The sequence below is a fragment of the Actinomadura opuntiae genome, assembly GCF_030283205.1.
In the GTDB taxonomy this organism is placed as follows: Bacteria; Actinomycetota; Actinomycetes; order Streptosporangiales; family Streptosporangiaceae; genus Spirillospora.
Genome location: NZ_JASNWF010000028.1, coordinates 28,480 through 41,477, shown reverse-complemented (window position 1 = coordinate 41,477; position 12,998 = coordinate 28,480). Strand labels below are relative to the sequence as shown.

15 protein-coding genes are annotated in these 12,998 nt (G+C 68.6%); 8 read left to right on the top strand and 7 right to left on the bottom strand.

What is annotated here, in order from left to right; all coding sequences use genetic code 11:
- Positions 1-121: 121 nt before the first annotated feature.
- From QP089_RS42015 to QP089_RS48950, 3 genes are read left to right on the top strand one after another with little or no spacing between them, the layout of a single operon-like run.
- Positions 122-928 (top strand): helix-turn-helix domain-containing protein, encoded by an 807-nt coding sequence (locus tag QP089_RS42015; protein ID WP_285920042.1) that lies wholly within the window; start codon positions 122-124, stop codon positions 926-928.
- Positions 919-1,104, top strand: coding sequence for a DUF397 domain-containing protein (locus tag QP089_RS42010; protein ID WP_285920041.1), 186 nt, complete (start codon positions 919-921; stop codon positions 1,102-1,104). The genes QP089_RS42015 and QP089_RS42010 overlap by 10 nt, the downstream gene beginning before the upstream one ends.
- Positions 1,105-1,146: 42 nt before the next feature.
- Entirely contained in the window at positions 1,147-1,482 is a 336-nt protein-coding gene (locus QP089_RS48950) for a DUF397 domain-containing protein (RefSeq protein ID WP_353070677.1), read from the top strand.
- 615 nt (positions 1,483-2,097) lie between these two features.
- Here QP089_RS48950 and QP089_RS42000 read toward each other — a convergent pair.
- Together QP089_RS42000 and QP089_RS41995 are read right to left on the bottom strand one after the other, a co-directional pair.
- Positions 2,098-2,499 (bottom strand): hypothetical protein, encoded by a 402-nt coding sequence (locus QP089_RS42000; protein WP_285920039.1) that lies wholly within the window; start codon positions 2,497-2,499, stop codon positions 2,098-2,100.
- 310 nt (positions 2,500-2,809) lie between these two features.
- Positions 2,810-3,682 carry an aldo/keto reductase family oxidoreductase gene (locus QP089_RS41995; RefSeq protein WP_285920182.1) on the bottom strand — a complete coding sequence of 291 codons (873 nt, stop codon included), beginning with the start codon at positions 3,680-3,682 and terminating at the stop codon, positions 2,810-2,812.
- A 142-nt stretch (positions 3,683-3,824) separates the two neighbouring features.
- Here QP089_RS41995 and QP089_RS41990 point away from each other — a divergent pair, with 142 nt between their 5' ends.
- Positions 3,825-4,262 (top strand): winged helix-turn-helix transcriptional regulator, encoded by a 438-nt coding sequence (locus tag QP089_RS41990; RefSeq protein WP_353070678.1) that lies wholly within the window; start codon positions 3,825-3,827, stop codon positions 4,260-4,262.
- Between the two features lie 27 nt (positions 4,263-4,289).
- Here QP089_RS41990 and QP089_RS41985 read toward each other — a convergent pair whose 3' ends face one another.
- The gene (locus tag QP089_RS41985; protein ID WP_285920035.1) at positions 4,290-4,958 is read right to left on the bottom strand and encodes a DNA alkylation repair protein; all 669 of its coding nucleotides are present in this window, start codon (positions 4,956-4,958) and stop codon (positions 4,290-4,292) included.
- Positions 4,959-5,025: 67 nt separating this feature from the next.
- Here QP089_RS41985 and QP089_RS41980 point away from each other — a divergent pair, with 67 nt between their 5' ends.
- Together QP089_RS41980 and QP089_RS41975 are read left to right on the top strand one after the other, a co-directional pair.
- Entirely contained in the window at positions 5,026-5,628 is a 603-nt protein-coding gene (locus QP089_RS41980) for a hypothetical protein (RefSeq protein WP_285920033.1), read from the top strand.
- Between the two features lie 95 nt (positions 5,629-5,723).
- On the top strand, positions 5,724-7,157 hold the full coding sequence (locus QP089_RS41975; RefSeq protein ID WP_285920030.1) for a serine/threonine-protein kinase: 1,434 nt from the start codon (positions 5,724-5,726) through the stop codon (positions 7,155-7,157).
- A gap of 25 nt (positions 7,158-7,182) precedes the next feature.
- Here QP089_RS41975 and QP089_RS41970 read toward each other — a convergent pair whose 3' ends face one another.
- Positions 7,183-7,596, bottom strand: coding sequence for a MerR family transcriptional regulator (locus tag QP089_RS41970; protein ID WP_285920028.1), 414 nt, complete (start codon positions 7,594-7,596; stop codon positions 7,183-7,185).
- A 54-nt stretch (positions 7,597-7,650) separates the two neighbouring features.
- Between QP089_RS41970 and QP089_RS41965 the strand changes: the two genes are divergently transcribed.
- On the top strand, positions 7,651-8,871 hold the full coding sequence (locus QP089_RS41965; protein WP_285920026.1) for an MFS transporter: 1,221 nt from the start codon (positions 7,651-7,653) through the stop codon (positions 8,869-8,871).
- A gap of 105 nt (positions 8,872-8,976) precedes the next feature.
- On the opposite strand, the gene QP089_RS41960 is transcribed toward QP089_RS41965, so the two are convergent.
- Positions 8,977-9,456 (bottom strand): VOC family protein, encoded by a 480-nt coding sequence (locus QP089_RS41960; RefSeq protein ID WP_285920025.1) that lies wholly within the window; start codon positions 9,454-9,456, stop codon positions 8,977-8,979.
- 73 nt (positions 9,457-9,529) lie between these two features.
- Complete coding sequence (locus QP089_RS41955) at positions 9,530-11,833, bottom strand: MMPL family transporter (RefSeq protein ID WP_285920023.1); 2,304 nt, start codon at positions 11,831-11,833, stop codon at positions 9,530-9,532.
- 71 nt (positions 11,834-11,904) lie between these two features.
- Here QP089_RS41955 and QP089_RS41950 point away from each other — a divergent pair, with 71 nt between their 5' ends.
- A complete protein-coding gene (locus QP089_RS41950; RefSeq protein ID WP_285920020.1) occupies positions 11,905-12,540 on the top strand; it encodes a TetR family transcriptional regulator in 636 nt (211 codons plus the stop codon).
- Between the two features lie 73 nt (positions 12,541-12,613).
- Here QP089_RS41950 and QP089_RS41945 read toward each other — a convergent pair whose 3' ends face one another.
- On the bottom strand, positions 12,614-12,979 hold the full coding sequence (locus QP089_RS41945; protein ID WP_285920018.1) for a DUF2516 family protein: 366 nt from the start codon (positions 12,977-12,979) through the stop codon (positions 12,614-12,616).
- Between the last annotated feature and the right edge of the window lie 19 nt (positions 12,980-12,998).

Below are 12,998 nucleotides of genomic sequence, written 5' to 3'. Positions count from 1 at the left end.
TCTGTCATCGAACGAACACCATGGAGCCACAGAAGCTCGTACTCTCACGAGAGAGCAGCGGAACAGCCGCATTCCAGTAGCAACCGATGGCGCGCTACTAGCATCGACAGGGAGAGCCGCCATGCCCGCAGGCAGTAGCGCCAGGCCCAGGATCGACCCGGAACTAGTGGGGTTTGGCACCGTCGTCAGGCGGTTCCGCGAGGAGAGCAGTCTGAAGCAAGATGAGCTAGCGCAACTGGTCAACGTCGCACGCTCCTACATCAGCCATGTGGAATGCGGCCGAACGAAGTGCCGCCGTGACTTCGCCGAACGCCTCGACAACGTCCTCAACGCCAACGAAGGGATCGTCGAAGCCTGGGACGACCTCCTCGAGCAGATCAAGCAGGTCAGGTACCCAACTCATTTCGTCGCCTTCCCCAAGGTCGAGGCGAGGGCGGATCAGCTCCGCGTATACGAGAACTATCTCGTTTATGGACTCTTTCAGACAGAGGCGTACGCTCGTGTACTGCTTGTAGATGATGAGGCCGTAGCCACGAGGATGCGCCGACAGGAGCTTTTGTCCAGGAGTCCCAGAGCCATGATCAGCGTAGTGATGGAGGAAAGCGTCCTGTATCGCGAGGTTGGCTCAAAGGAAATCATGCGCGCTCAACTCGAGCGACTAATAGAACTATCACAACAAGAAGGAGTATTTCTCCAGGTCGCCAAGACCGGCTACTACCGAGGCGTACGGGCTTCGTTCACAATAGCAACCCAGAGCGATCGAAGTGAGATCGCCTACGTCATCAAAGCCACAGGAGGCGAGATAAGCCGCGACCCATCAGAGCTTACAAGGTTGAGCGAAGTGATACATACTTTGAACGTAAAATCATGCAACACAGAAGACTCGCGCGCACTCATCAGAAAGGTGATGCAAGACAGATGGACCTGAGCAACGCGACCTGGCGTAAGGCATCGCGTAGCCATGACGATGGAGACCAATGCATCGAGGTCGCCACCGTGACTAGCTTGATCGCCGTCCGTGACAGCAAGGACCCCAACGGCCCCAAAATCATCGTGAGCCGCAGCGACTTCCGGCACCTGGCCGAGACCCTCAAAAACATCTAGTCTGCACATAAAGGCTTCTCCCGCATTGACGAGGTGGTGGAGTTGAGTGACGTCGTCTGGCGCAAGGCGCGGCGAAGCAACGAGTCAGGAGACAACTGCGTCGAAGTCGCGTCCGTATCGGTCGCTGAGGACGCCTGGCGCAAGACGCTTCGCAGCCACGAGGAGGGCGACGCCTGCGTCGAACTCGCTGCGGTGCCGGGCTCCGAGCCAGGCTGGCGGAAGGCTTCGCGGAGCACGGCAGAGAACGACAATTGTGTCGAGGTCGCGGACGGGACGGGTGTCGTGGCGGTTCGGGACAGCAAGGACCCGGACGGCCCGATGCTCGTCCTGAGCCGCAACGAGTTCCGCCACCTCACCAACACCATCCAGAACCTCTAACCCGTCGGCCCCACCGGCGAGGCCGACGGGGCCGACGGGGCCGACGGACGCAGGACGAGACGGCTCTCACCAACAGCGCTACCCCAGCGACCTGCCCCAGGCCCGCTGAAAGTTGATCGCACCCACGTTGGCCGCCTGGCGCGATCAGCGCCGCGCCGGTGCCCTGCGCGCATCGGCCGCCCACCCGGACACGAGCTGCGCACCGTCATGGACGCCGTCTCCTACCGTGATCGCACCGGCTTCCCCTGACGCTGTCTCCTGCAGGACCACCCGCCCTGGCAGACCGCCTCCAGCATGGCGCGACGACGAAGTCTTCACCCGGGCGTCCAGGCTGCTGCACCGCCTGGTCGGCGTCCATGAGGGCCGCACCACCGAGCCCTCCGCTGGCATCATCAACGCCGCCAAGAAGACCACTGTCGGCAGTCCCGGCCACCGCTACCGTCGTCCAGGACGCGATCGTCGGAACCACACTGACCGACCAGCTCTCGCGCCGCTGGGACCTTGAGCGCACCCTGGGCTGGCTCATGCCGCAATGCTCGCCTCACCGGCGAACATTCCTACCCGGCGCGGAGTCTGTGCACTGATCGAGCAGAAATCGCAGGGCAAAAGGCCCGGTTAGGCGACCTTGACGATCTTGCATTCAATGCCTGCGGGGCCGATCGGAGCTTGCGCCGTGGTGGTTCCTTCGAAGGTGTCCGAACCTTGAACCTTGAAGGTCTGAAGGCCGATCTGCTGGTGAGAGGCTTTGTCCAGAACCTCGACGGTGACCGAGTAGCTCGTCGCACCGCCTGTGATCGTGCCGTTGATCGTTACCGTGCCCTGCGATCCGGTCGTGTTCACCTGGCACGCGACGTGGGCGTTGTAGCTCTTAGGGCCAAGGGACGAGGTGCTCCCTCCTTGCGCACCGGTCAGGTAGAGCACGGCGAGTAGTCCCACGAGCCCCGCCAGACCCAAGGTGACGATCAGGAAAGTCTTCCGCCTGGGGCGCGGACGCGAGCCGTATTCATCATTGGCCATGGTCCACTCGTGAGTCGGCATTGCTGTCCCGTCACCCTGATCGATCTTGCCAGGCAAAGTCTTCGCAGGTCAGCATATAGCTCCGTACGTGTCGCTTGATCTTGTTGGTCCGGTATCGGGGACCGCCCGGCGCTGGTGGCTACGTCACCATGGCGAGCAAGGTCCGCCGGAACGTCAGCAAGGGGTGCAAGGGGTGGCCGGTGCCGACGGGGCGGGGTGACCCGGGGTACGCCCTCGCCGGCTACCCGGTGCGAATGCTTAGGCGGCCGCAGCCGTCCGGCCTGGTGGGGGCCGTTCTGCGCTGGGGTGTTCAGCGGCCGATGGCGTCCAGTTCGGTCAGGTCTTCAGGGGAGAGGGAGAGTCCCGCGCCGGCGATGTTCTCGCGTAGGTGTGCCGTCGACGACGTGCCGGGGATGAGCAGGATGTTCGGTGACCGCTGCAGTAGCCAGGCCAGTGCGACGGACATCGGTGTCGCCTCCAGTCGAGCGGCGACCGCCGAGAGCGCCGATGACTGAAGCGGGGTGAAGCCACCGAGGGGGAAGAAGGGCACGTATGCGACGCCGTCGGCGGCGAGCCGGTCGATGAGCTTGTCGTCGTGGCGGTGGGCGAGGTTGTACATGTTCTGCACGCACACGATCGGCGCGATGCTCTGTGCCTCGGTGACCTGCTCCTCGGTGGCGTTGCTGACTCCGAGGTGGCGGATCAGGCCATCCTGTTGGAGTTCGACGAGCGTCTCGAACGCCTCGGCGAGCGAGCCGGGCTGGGGTCCTTCGGCGTTGCCGAGTCGGAGGTTGACCAGGTCGAGCACGTCGAGCCGCAGGGACTCGAGGTTGTCGTGGACCTGGCGGCGCAGATCCTCGGGGCGCCGGGCCGGAGGCCAGCCGCCCTGGTCGTCGCGGGTCGCGCCCACCTTGGTCACGATGTGCAGGGTCTCGGGATAGGGGTGCAGTGCCTCGCGGATCAGCTCGTTGGTGACCCGCGGCCCGTAGGCGTCGCTGGTGTCGATGTGGGTGATACCGGCGGCGACCGCTTCACGCAGAACGGCCAGGGCGCCCTCGCGATCGGCGGGCGGACCCATGACCCACGGGCCGGCCAGCTGCATGGCGCCGTAGCCGAACCGGGTGACGGTCAGGTCGCCCAGGGTCCAGGTGCCGCCGGGAAGGGAGAGGGAGGGTGTGCTCATCCTGGTGCCTTTCGTCGTTCCGTTGAGGGGTGGCGCATGCGGCCTCCCCTCCATCAGCATGGGAGAGGAACTCCCTGTTGGGAAGTAGGTACCTTGGAGTGCGTAACCCGTCCACCGGTGAGAGGTGCGATCAGTGACGACGATGAAGGCGGCCGAGAAGAGGGCTCAGGCCAAGGTGGAGTACAACGCGTTCCTGGCGGGGTGCCCCAGCCGGCAGCTGCTCGACCGGATCTCGGACAAGTGGGTCGTCCTGATCCTGTGTGCGCTGGGCGGCGACAACAGCGCCGGCCGGTCCGGTGCGGCACACACAGACGCTCCGAAGGGAATGCGCTACTCCGAGATCTCCCGTCTCGTGGCCGGGGTCAGCCAGAAGATGCTGACCCAGACGCTCCGGTCGCTGGAGCGCGATGGTCTGCTCACCCGTACCGTGACGCCGACCGTCCCGGTCACCGTCTCCTACGAGCTGACCGACCTCGGCCTCTCGCTGCACCACATGACGCGCGGGCTCAGGAACTGGGCGCAGACGCACATGGCCGAGGTCCTCGAAAACCGCGAGAACTACGAGGCTCGCACCTCCTGACGACCGCTGGACGAGCCAGGCGGACGCCTAACCGCGCTGGCGGCGGACCATTTCCGTGATCCAGGTGGGCGCGAACGGCGAGGTGCAGCCCGGGGAGGTCGGGTAGTCCTTGAGCACTTCGAGGCGTTCGCCGATGTCGATGGCACGGGCGCGGTACTCGGCGTGCTCGATCCCGATCTGGGCCAGGCAGTGGTTCATCGCCCATTGGAGGCGGTCGGGGGCGCCCTTCATCTCCGCTTCGATGACGTCGAGCAGCGCGGGAAGGTCGAGGCCCTCGGATTTCTTCGCCACGCGTTCGGTGGTCAGCGCCCAGCCGGCGCTCGCGACCACCGGATCCGGATCGGCCATCCAGGCTGCGCGCAGTTCTTCGGAGTGCCGGTTCTTCTTCACCGCGTAGTTCACGAGCCAGTCGTGCACCTTGGGCGTGCGCGCCTCGCGGAGCATGGCGTCCAGCTCGTCGCGCTCGAACGCCTTCGGACGGCAGATCAGCAGCGCCAGCAGCCGCGCCGCGGAGTCGCCCGTCTTCCAGAGGCCGCGGGCGAGTTCGTGCTGCGTCTTCAGCCGCTTCGCGAGGGCGCGCAGCTTGCCGAGGTTCACGCCGTGGTCGTCGCCGTGCCTCTCGTTGACCTCGCGGATCTTCGGGTCTTCGAGTTCGGCGAGCTCGGCCATCACCTCGGCCGGTGTCGTCTCGGCCACCGCGACCTCCCGTCTCCCACTGCGGAATTCACCCTAGCCACGTCGTCCAATACACTCATCGGCCGTTATGCCACGTTCGAGAACCGCTCCCCGCAGCGTCGCCGCCCTCGCAGTCACCGGCCTGGTCCTGGCCGGATGCGGGTCGTCAGGTGGCGACTCCGACGCCAAGCCTTCGGCCGCCCGGACGCCCTCGTCCTCGCCCTCCGCGAGCGCCGCCGCACCGCAGGCGAACAGGACGCTGAAGTTCGGGCAGCCCGCCGTGATGGACTTCGCTTACAACGACAAGAAGGGCAAGCTGCAGATCACCGTGACCGGCATCACCAAGGGCCGCGCCGCCGACCTGTCCGGCCTGGACCTCAGCGGCGACGCCAGGAAGATGGTGCCGTACTACATCCACGCCGTGATCAAGAACGCGGGCACGACGGACCTGTCGCTGACGATGCCGGACGGTCCGCGCGGCGTCCTTGCGGACGGCGGCCAGGCCAGAAGCCTCTCGGTCCTGGGCCGGTTCCCCAAGTGCGACGGCTACCCGGACACCCACAGCTTCCCGCCCGGCAAGTCGTACCGCACCTGCGCCCCCGTCCTGGCCGCCCCGGGAAGCGCCGTCACCGGTGCCACCTGGTCGAGCGACGCCTACAGCGACGAACCCACCGCCACCTGGACGCGCTGATCGCCGGCGGGACGACGATCCGCAGGCGGGCCCGTCCGTCAGCACGGTGAGCGTTCAAACGAACACCGCCGTTTGCAAGAGATAGAGTCGGTCCCGTGGTGAGAGGGGACGTGGTCGCGGGCCGCTACCGGCTCGACGAGGAGATCGGCCGGGGCGGAATGGGGATCGTGTGGAAGGCGCACGACCGGGCCCTGGAGCGCCAGGTGGCGATGAAACGGCTGCAGGTGCCCGATGACCTGGCCGAGGAGGACCGAGGCGCCCTGAAGGCACGGTTCCTGCGCGAGGCCCGCGCCGCCGCGAGGCTGGACCATCCGGGGATCATCAACGTCCACGACGTCGTCGAGGACGGGGAGAGCCCGTGGATCGTCATGCAGTACGTCCGGGGCCGCTCCCTGGAGCAGATCGTCCGCGCCGACGGACCGCTGCCCGTGGCCCGGGCCGCCCAGGTCGGGCTCACCGTGCTGGACGCGCTGGACTGCGCGCACAAGGCGGGCATCCTGCACCGCGACGTCAAGCCCGCCAACGTTCTGATCGCCGATGACGGGCGCGCGATCCTCACCGACTTCGGGATCGCGGCGGTGTCCAACGCCACCGCCTACACCAGGACGGGCGGGTTCGTCGGAACGCCCGTCTTCATGGCCCCCGAGCGGTTCCGGTCCGGCACGCAGGGCCCGGCCTCGGATCTGTGGTCGTTGGGGGCGACCCTCTACATGGCGGTGGAGGGCCATCCGCCTTTTCAGGCCGATGAGCTGGAGGTCCTCATCGGCCGACTCCTCATGGGAGACGACCCCGTTTTCGTCCGATCCGGCGCGCTGGAACCCGTCCTCAGGGGACTGCTGAACAGAGACCCGGACAGGCGCTGGGACTCGGGACGCGCCGCGCAAGGTCTGAAGGCCGTCGAGGACGGGCGCACTCCGACCAGACCGCTGACAGAAAGGCCGGTACCCGGGAAACCGGGAAAGGGTCCGCTGGTCGTGGCGGGGATTCTCGTCCTCCTCGTGCTCGCCGGGGTCGGCGTGAGCGTCCCATTCCTGATGTCATCCGACGCGGATTCAAAGGACAGGTTCGAGTCCATTCCGGATGCCTGCGCCGTTGTCAGGAACGGGCCCATCCTCAAAGAGCTCATGTCGAACCCCAAAGAGTCGGAGATCCTCGATTGGAGCCCCTACCAGGACCATGACGACGCCGACTCCTGCACGTGGAGCAACGTCGTCAGGGACGAGGGAACGTACCGGACCGTCGATGCAAAGCTGGCGGTCCGTGCCAGCCTCCCCCGGAGATCGACGGTGGCCGAGCTCCTGCACTGGACCAAGGTTCCCGGCCTGGGAGACGCCGCGGTCCGGCAATCGACGATCCAGGACGACGGATACGGTGACGACCATCGCGAAAAGATCATCTTCACGTTGCGGAACGCCGAAATAGGCGTCTACCTCGTGGAGAGCCCCGGCAAGCGCACGGACGCCGAGCGGCGGACACGGGTACTCCAGATCGCCGAGATCATCGAAAGGGCGCTCGAGCAGACCCTCTGAAACCCGGCCGCCACGCTCCCGTCGGTCATCGGGCCGCCGCGTGCATCCGAATCGGGCCAGGCTGCTCCTCGAGATCGGAGCCGGCGGCGCGGACCTCTTCGAGGTAGCCGGCAATGGCGTCGCGGTTGCGGGCGAGGCATTCGATGCGCCGGTCCATCCGGTCGAGCTCGCCCTCCAGGGTCGCGAGCATTTCCGGGGTGGCGTCGGAGAAGACGATGCGCCGGGGCTTGTTGAGGCAGGGCAGGATCTGCTTGATAATGCGGGTCGGCAGCCCTGCGTCCAGGAGCCCGCGGATCTGCAGGACGCGGTCGACGGTCTGCTCGGAGTAGTCGCGGTAGCCGTTCGCGCAGCGCTCCGAGACGATGAGGCCCTGCTCCTCGTAGTAGCGCAGGAGCCGGCGGGAGACGCCGGTCACGGCGGACAGCTGCCCGATGCGCATGTGCACCACCTCACATTGACCTTCACATCGATGTGAAGGTTTGAGCATACCGCCATGTCGACCGAGAGCATCGATCGGCCCGCCTCCCTGCGGGCACCGATCACCACCGAGAAGCTGCCCATGGCCGCGCTGCTGGCACTGGCGACGGCCGTCTTCATCACCAGCCTGACCGAGACCCTTCCCGCCGGCGTCCTGACCGGCATGAGCGACAGCCTCCATGTCGGCGAGTCCGCCGCGGGGCAGACGGTGACGGTCTACGCCGCCGGCACCGCCCTCACCGCCGTCCCGCTGACGGCCGCCACAGCCGGATGGCGGCGCAAGCGGCTGCTGCTGGCGGCCATGGCCGGGTTCGCCGCGGCCAACACGGTCACCGCCGTGTCGTCCAACTACCCCCTGACCCTGATCGCCCGGTTCGTCGCCGGGGTGGCCGCCGGGCTCGCGTGGGCGCTGCTGGCCGGCTACGCCCGCCGCATGGCGCCGGCCCACCTCCAGGGCAAGGCGGTCGCCATCGCCATGGCCGGCATCCCGGTCGCCCTCTCCGTGGGCGTCCCCGCCGGCACCTTCCTCGGCCGGACGCTCGGCTGGCGGACGCCCTTCCTGATCATGACGGCCCTCGCCCTCGTCCTGCTCGCCTGGATCACCGCGACCGTCCCGGACCATCCGGGGCAGCGCGCGCAGGAACGGCCCCGGATACTGAGGGCGCTCGCCATCCCGGGGGTGGCACCGGTCCTCTTCGTCACGCTGGTCTTCGTCCTGGCCCACACCGTCATCTATGCCTACATCGCCGCCTACCTCGCGCACATCGGCATGGGCGGCTCGACCGACCTGGTGCTGCTGGTCTTCGGGATCGCCTCGCTGGCGAGCATCTGGCTCACCGGAATCCACATCGACCAGCGGCTGCGCACGCTCACCATCGCGAGCGTCCTCCTGGTCGGCGCCGCGGCCGCCGTGCTCGCCGTCCCGGCCCACGCCGAGCCCCTCGTCTACCTGGCGGCGCTGCTGTGGGGCCTCGGCTGGGGAGGCGTCCCCACGCTGCTGCAGACGGCCGCCGCGGACGCCGGAGGCCCGAGCGCCGACGCCGCCCAGGCCATGCTGGTCACCCTGTGGAACGTCGCCATGGCGGCGGGCGGGGTCATCGGCGGCGTCCTGCTCGACTCGCTCGGCGCGGCGTCCCTTCCCTGGAGCGTCCTGCTGCTCCTGGTGCCCGCCTTCGCCGCCGTCGTGGGCGCGCGCGTCCGCGGGTTCCCGACCAGGCGTCCGGGCACGTCCGCGTGAATCGACGCGGCGGCCCTGGCGGATTCACCGACCCGCCGGCGTCCGCACCGCGGCGCGGGCCAGGCGCGACCCACCGGGCGCCTGGCCCCGCGGTGCGGTGCGCGGTCAGGACTTGCCGTCGAAGGCGTCCTGGAGCGCCTGGACGTCCAGCTTCTTCATGGTGAACATCGCCTTGGTGGCCCGGCCCGCCGCCCCCTGGTCGGGCGAGGTGATCATCTCGAACAGCGCCCGCGAGTCGATCTGCCAGGACAGCCCGTACTTGTCCTTCAGCCACCCGCACGGACCCTCCTCACCGCCGTCGGCGGTGAGCTTCTCCCACAGCTCGTCGATCTCCTCCTGGGAGTCGCAGAGGATGTGGACGGACACCGCCTCGTCGAAGGTGAACTGCGGGCCGCCGTTGAGGCCCGCGAACTGCTGCCCGTCCAGCTCGAACCGCACGAGCATGGCCGAGCCCGTCTCCCCCGGGCCCACCTCGCCGTACGGCACGGTGTCGATCACCCGCGAGTTCTTCACGATGGACGTGTAGAACGCGGCCGCCTCCTCGGCCTGGCCGTCGAACCACAGACACGTGCTGACCTTCCCCATGTTCACCGCTCCCGATGGTCGATGGTGTTCGCTACCAGGTCAGACCAGCGGCGGCCGCAGAACTCATCGCGGATCACGGGATGGCTTCGAGCTCCAGCTGCTCGGCGACGGGGGCCGGGGAGGGCGGGGGCGGCGGGACGGGGCGGCCGCGGCCGGGCCACCACCAGTTCGCGTGGCCGAGCAGGCTCATCAGCGCCGGGACGAGAACCAGCCGGACGATCGTCGCGTCCACCGCGACGGCGACGGCGAGGCCGAGCGCCATCATCTTGACGGTCGGGTCCGGCTGCGGGACGAACCCGGCGAACACGAAGATCATGATGAGCGCGGCCGAGGTGATCAGCCGGGCGGTGGCGCCGATGCCGATCACCACGCTCTCGTGCGGGTCGCCGGAACGCTCGTACTCCTCCTTGATCCGCGACAGCAGGAACACCTCGTAGTCCATGGACAGCCCGAAGATCAGCGCGAACATGAACAGCGGCACGAACGACATGATCGGGATGGCCTGGTCGACGCCGAGCAGGTGCACGCCCCAGCCCCACTGGAACACGGCGGTGACGACGCCGAACGAGGCGCCGATCGACAGCAGGTTCATCAGCGCGGCCTTGACCGGGACGACGATCGACCGGAACGCGATGACCAGCAGCAGCAGCGCGACCCCGACGACGGCGACGACGACCGTCTTCATCCGCGCCCCGACCGTGTCGGCGATGTCGATGATCGCGGGGTTCTCGCCGCCGACGTAGACGCGGGCGCCGGGATGGGCGTCCCGGACGGCGGGGATCGTGGTGTCGCGAATGCGGTGGACGAGGTCGGTGGTCGACTGCTCGTGCGGTGCGTCGCGCGGGACGACCGTCAGGATCGCGGTGGTCCCGGTGACGACGGGCTCCCCCACGAACACCACGCCGGGGACCTCGGAGATGTGCTGCGCGAGCTCCTGCGCGATCAGCGTGGCCTGCTTGTCGGGCTTCTTGCCGGGGTCGGGCGCGCCCTTGACGCTCGGCGCGGCGGACGGCGCCGGCCCGGCGGGCGGGCCGGTGAGTCCGCTGAGACCTTCCGGCCCCTTCACGACCGGCGGCTTGCGCTTGGCGGTCTTCTCCGGTCCGGGCGCCTCCGCGACGACGACGAACGGGCTGTAGTGGCCCGCGCCGAACTCCCGCGCGACGATGTCGTAGGCCTGCCGCGCCTCCATCTTCTTCGACGACATGCTGTCGGCCATCACGCCGAACCGCAGGCTGAGGGTCGGGACGGCCAGCCCGAGCAGCACGAGCGTCGCGACGACCGCGTACGGCCAGGCGTGCCGGTCGACGTGCCGGCCCCACGCGATCCAGCGGACGGACGAGCGGTCGGGGCGCACGCGCGGCAGCCGGTACCGGTCGATGCGCGGGCCGAGCGCGCCGAGCACGGCGGGCAGCAGGGTGAGCGCGGCCACCACCATGATCGCGACGGCGACGGCGGCGGCCAGCCCGATCCGCCCGATGAACGCGATGCCGGACAGGAACAGCCCGCAGATCGCGAACACGACCGTCCCGCCGGCGAACACCACGGCGTGGCCGGAATGGGCCATGGCGCGCCCGACGGCCGTCTCGACGTCGTCGCCGTCGGCGAGCTGCTGCCGGTAACGGGTGACGATGAACAGCGCGTAGTCGATGCCGGCGCCGAGGCCGAGCATGGCCGCGACCATCGGGGCGGTCGGCGCCATCTGGAGCAGCGACGCGCCGAAGTGGATCAGCGAGTAGGCGACGGCCAGCCCGCACAGCGACACGACGATCGGGATGCCGGCGGCGAGGAACGACCCGAACGCCAGCAGCAGCACGAGCAGCGCCAGCACGATCCCGGCGGCCTCCTGCGGCCCGCTCTTCGGCTGGTTGAGGATCATCGCGGCGATGCCGCCGAACTTGACGTCCAGCCCGGCCATCCGCGCGGGCTCGACCGCCTCGCGCAGCTGGTCGAGGTCGCCGGTGCCGAGGTCGCTCATCGTGCCCGTGAAGTTGAGCTGGACGACGACGGCCTTGTCGTCCTTGAGCCCGCCCATCCCGGGGACGTAGGGGTTCTGCACGAACGCGACGCGGTGGAGCTTGCCGATGTTCTCGATCGACTGGCCGATGGTCAGCGCGACGCGCCAGTCCGCCGGGCTCGCCTGCGGCGTCTGGTGGAAGACGACGGTCGCGGTGGGCCCGGTCTGCGACGGGAAGTCGCGCGCGAGGGTGTCGACCGCCCGCTGCGTCTCGGTGCCGGGCAGGCTGCTCTGCTGGACGAACACGCCGCCGTGGACGACGCCGAGGACGCCGGCGCCGAGGATCACCACGAGCCAGACCTCGAAGACGGTGCGCCGCTGACGCACGCAGAAACGCCCCAGTGCGTCCAGGAATGCGGCCATGCCCGCAGCGAAACACTATGCGTGCATATTTGCAATAGATGCAACTTTGCAGCCGTGGTAACGTCCGTCACATGGACGAGCGGACCGGCCTGCGGGAGCGCAAGAAGCGCCGCACCCGGCACGCGATCGCGTCCGCGGCGCTGCGGCTGTTCGCCGAGCGCGGCTACGAGGAGACGACGATCGCCGACATCGCGGCCGCCGCCGACGTGGCGCCCCGCACCTTCTTCGGCTACTTCCCGAGCAAGGAGGACGTCGTCTTCGCCGAGGTCGACGACCGGCTCGCCGAGGTCGCCGAACGGCTGGCCGCCCGCGTCCCCGGCGAGTCGCCCATGGAGACGATCCGGCGCGGCGTCGTGACCGTCCTGGAGGCAATCGTCAGCGAGCATGGCGAGTACGGCCCGGTGCAGATAGCGCTCATCCTGGAGCGCCCCAGCCTGCAGGCGCGCGCGTTGCAGCGCCTCACCGACACGCAAGAGAAGATCGAGGGCCTGCTACGGGACCTGTGCCCCGACCTCGACGAGATCGACGCCGTGGCGGCGGCGGGCATCGCGGTCGGCGGCATGCAGGCGGTCGTGGTGCACTGCCGGCGCCACGGCTACGACCCGCTGTCGATGCGGACGGCCCTCGACCGCGCCGTCGGCATCGTGGAGAACGGCCTGGTCTCCGTCGACGCGCTGAACCGGCCGTGGGACGCGCCGTCCCCCTAGAGCGCCGGGCATCGGGAGCGGAGGCGCCCGCTCCCGATGCCCGGCTCGTCAGTCATGCGCCGTTCGTGTGGCTCTACCAGGGGCCGTAGGGGCCCATGTTGGTGTTGCCGCGGCCGCCGCCGCGCTTCCTGAAGGGGGCGACGGCGGGCCGGACGTCGGCCAGGTAGACGGCGGCGGCGATGAACGCCGCGACCGGCAGGATGCCGAGCAGCAGCCCGATCGGATGCGCGCCCAGCGCGGCGGGCGCGGCCGCGTAGGCGGCGCCGACCACGGCCGCGACGATCAGGATGATCATCCACAGCTTCTTGGTCAGCTTGCTCGCCGCGGCGTACGCGCCCTGCGGCACGGTCAGCGAGTCGATCAGCGCCCACGCCTCCATCACGAACGCGATGATCAGCAGCAGCCAGAAGAAGTAGTCCAGCACACTGAAGTCCGCCATCGGTGATCAGCACTCCCGC

Excerpts from the sequence above, each read along its gene's own strand:
- QP089_RS42015 (WP_285920042.1), top strand. The coding sequence starts at position 122 with ATGCCCGCAGGCAGTAGCGCCAGGCCCAGGATCGACCCGGAACTAGTG.
- QP089_RS42010 (WP_285920041.1), top strand. The coding sequence starts at position 919 with ATGGACCTGAGCAACGCGACCTGGCGTAAGGCATCGCGTAGCCATGAC.
- QP089_RS42000 (WP_285920039.1), bottom strand. The coding sequence starts at position 2,499 with ATGGCCAATGATGAATACGGCTCGCGTCCGCGCCCCAGGCGGAAGACT.
- QP089_RS41995 (WP_285920182.1), bottom strand. The coding sequence starts at position 3,682 with ATGAGCACACCCTCCCTCTCCCTTCCCGGCGGCACCTGGACCCTGGGC.
- QP089_RS41990 (WP_353070678.1), top strand. The coding sequence starts at position 3,825 with ATGAAGGCGGCCGAGAAGAGGGCTCAGGCCAAGGTGGAGTACAACGCG.
- QP089_RS41980 (WP_285920033.1), top strand. The coding sequence starts at position 5,026 with ATGCCACGTTCGAGAACCGCTCCCCGCAGCGTCGCCGCCCTCGCAGTC.
- QP089_RS41970 (WP_285920028.1), bottom strand. The coding sequence starts at position 7,596 with ATGCGCATCGGGCAGCTGTCCGCCGTGACCGGCGTCTCCCGCCGGCTC.
- QP089_RS41965 (WP_285920026.1), top strand. The coding sequence starts at position 7,651 with ATGTCGACCGAGAGCATCGATCGGCCCGCCTCCCTGCGGGCACCGATC.
- QP089_RS41960 (WP_285920025.1), bottom strand. The coding sequence starts at position 9,456 with ATGGGGAAGGTCAGCACGTGTCTGTGGTTCGACGGCCAGGCCGAGGAG.
- QP089_RS41955 (WP_285920023.1), bottom strand. The coding sequence starts at position 11,833 with ATGGCCGCATTCCTGGACGCACTGGGGCGTTTCTGCGTGCGTCAGCGG.
- QP089_RS41950 (WP_285920020.1), top strand. The coding sequence starts at position 11,905 with ATGGACGAGCGGACCGGCCTGCGGGAGCGCAAGAAGCGCCGCACCCGG.
- QP089_RS41945 (WP_285920018.1), bottom strand. The coding sequence starts at position 12,979 with ATGGCGGACTTCAGTGTGCTGGACTACTTCTTCTGGCTGCTGCTGATC.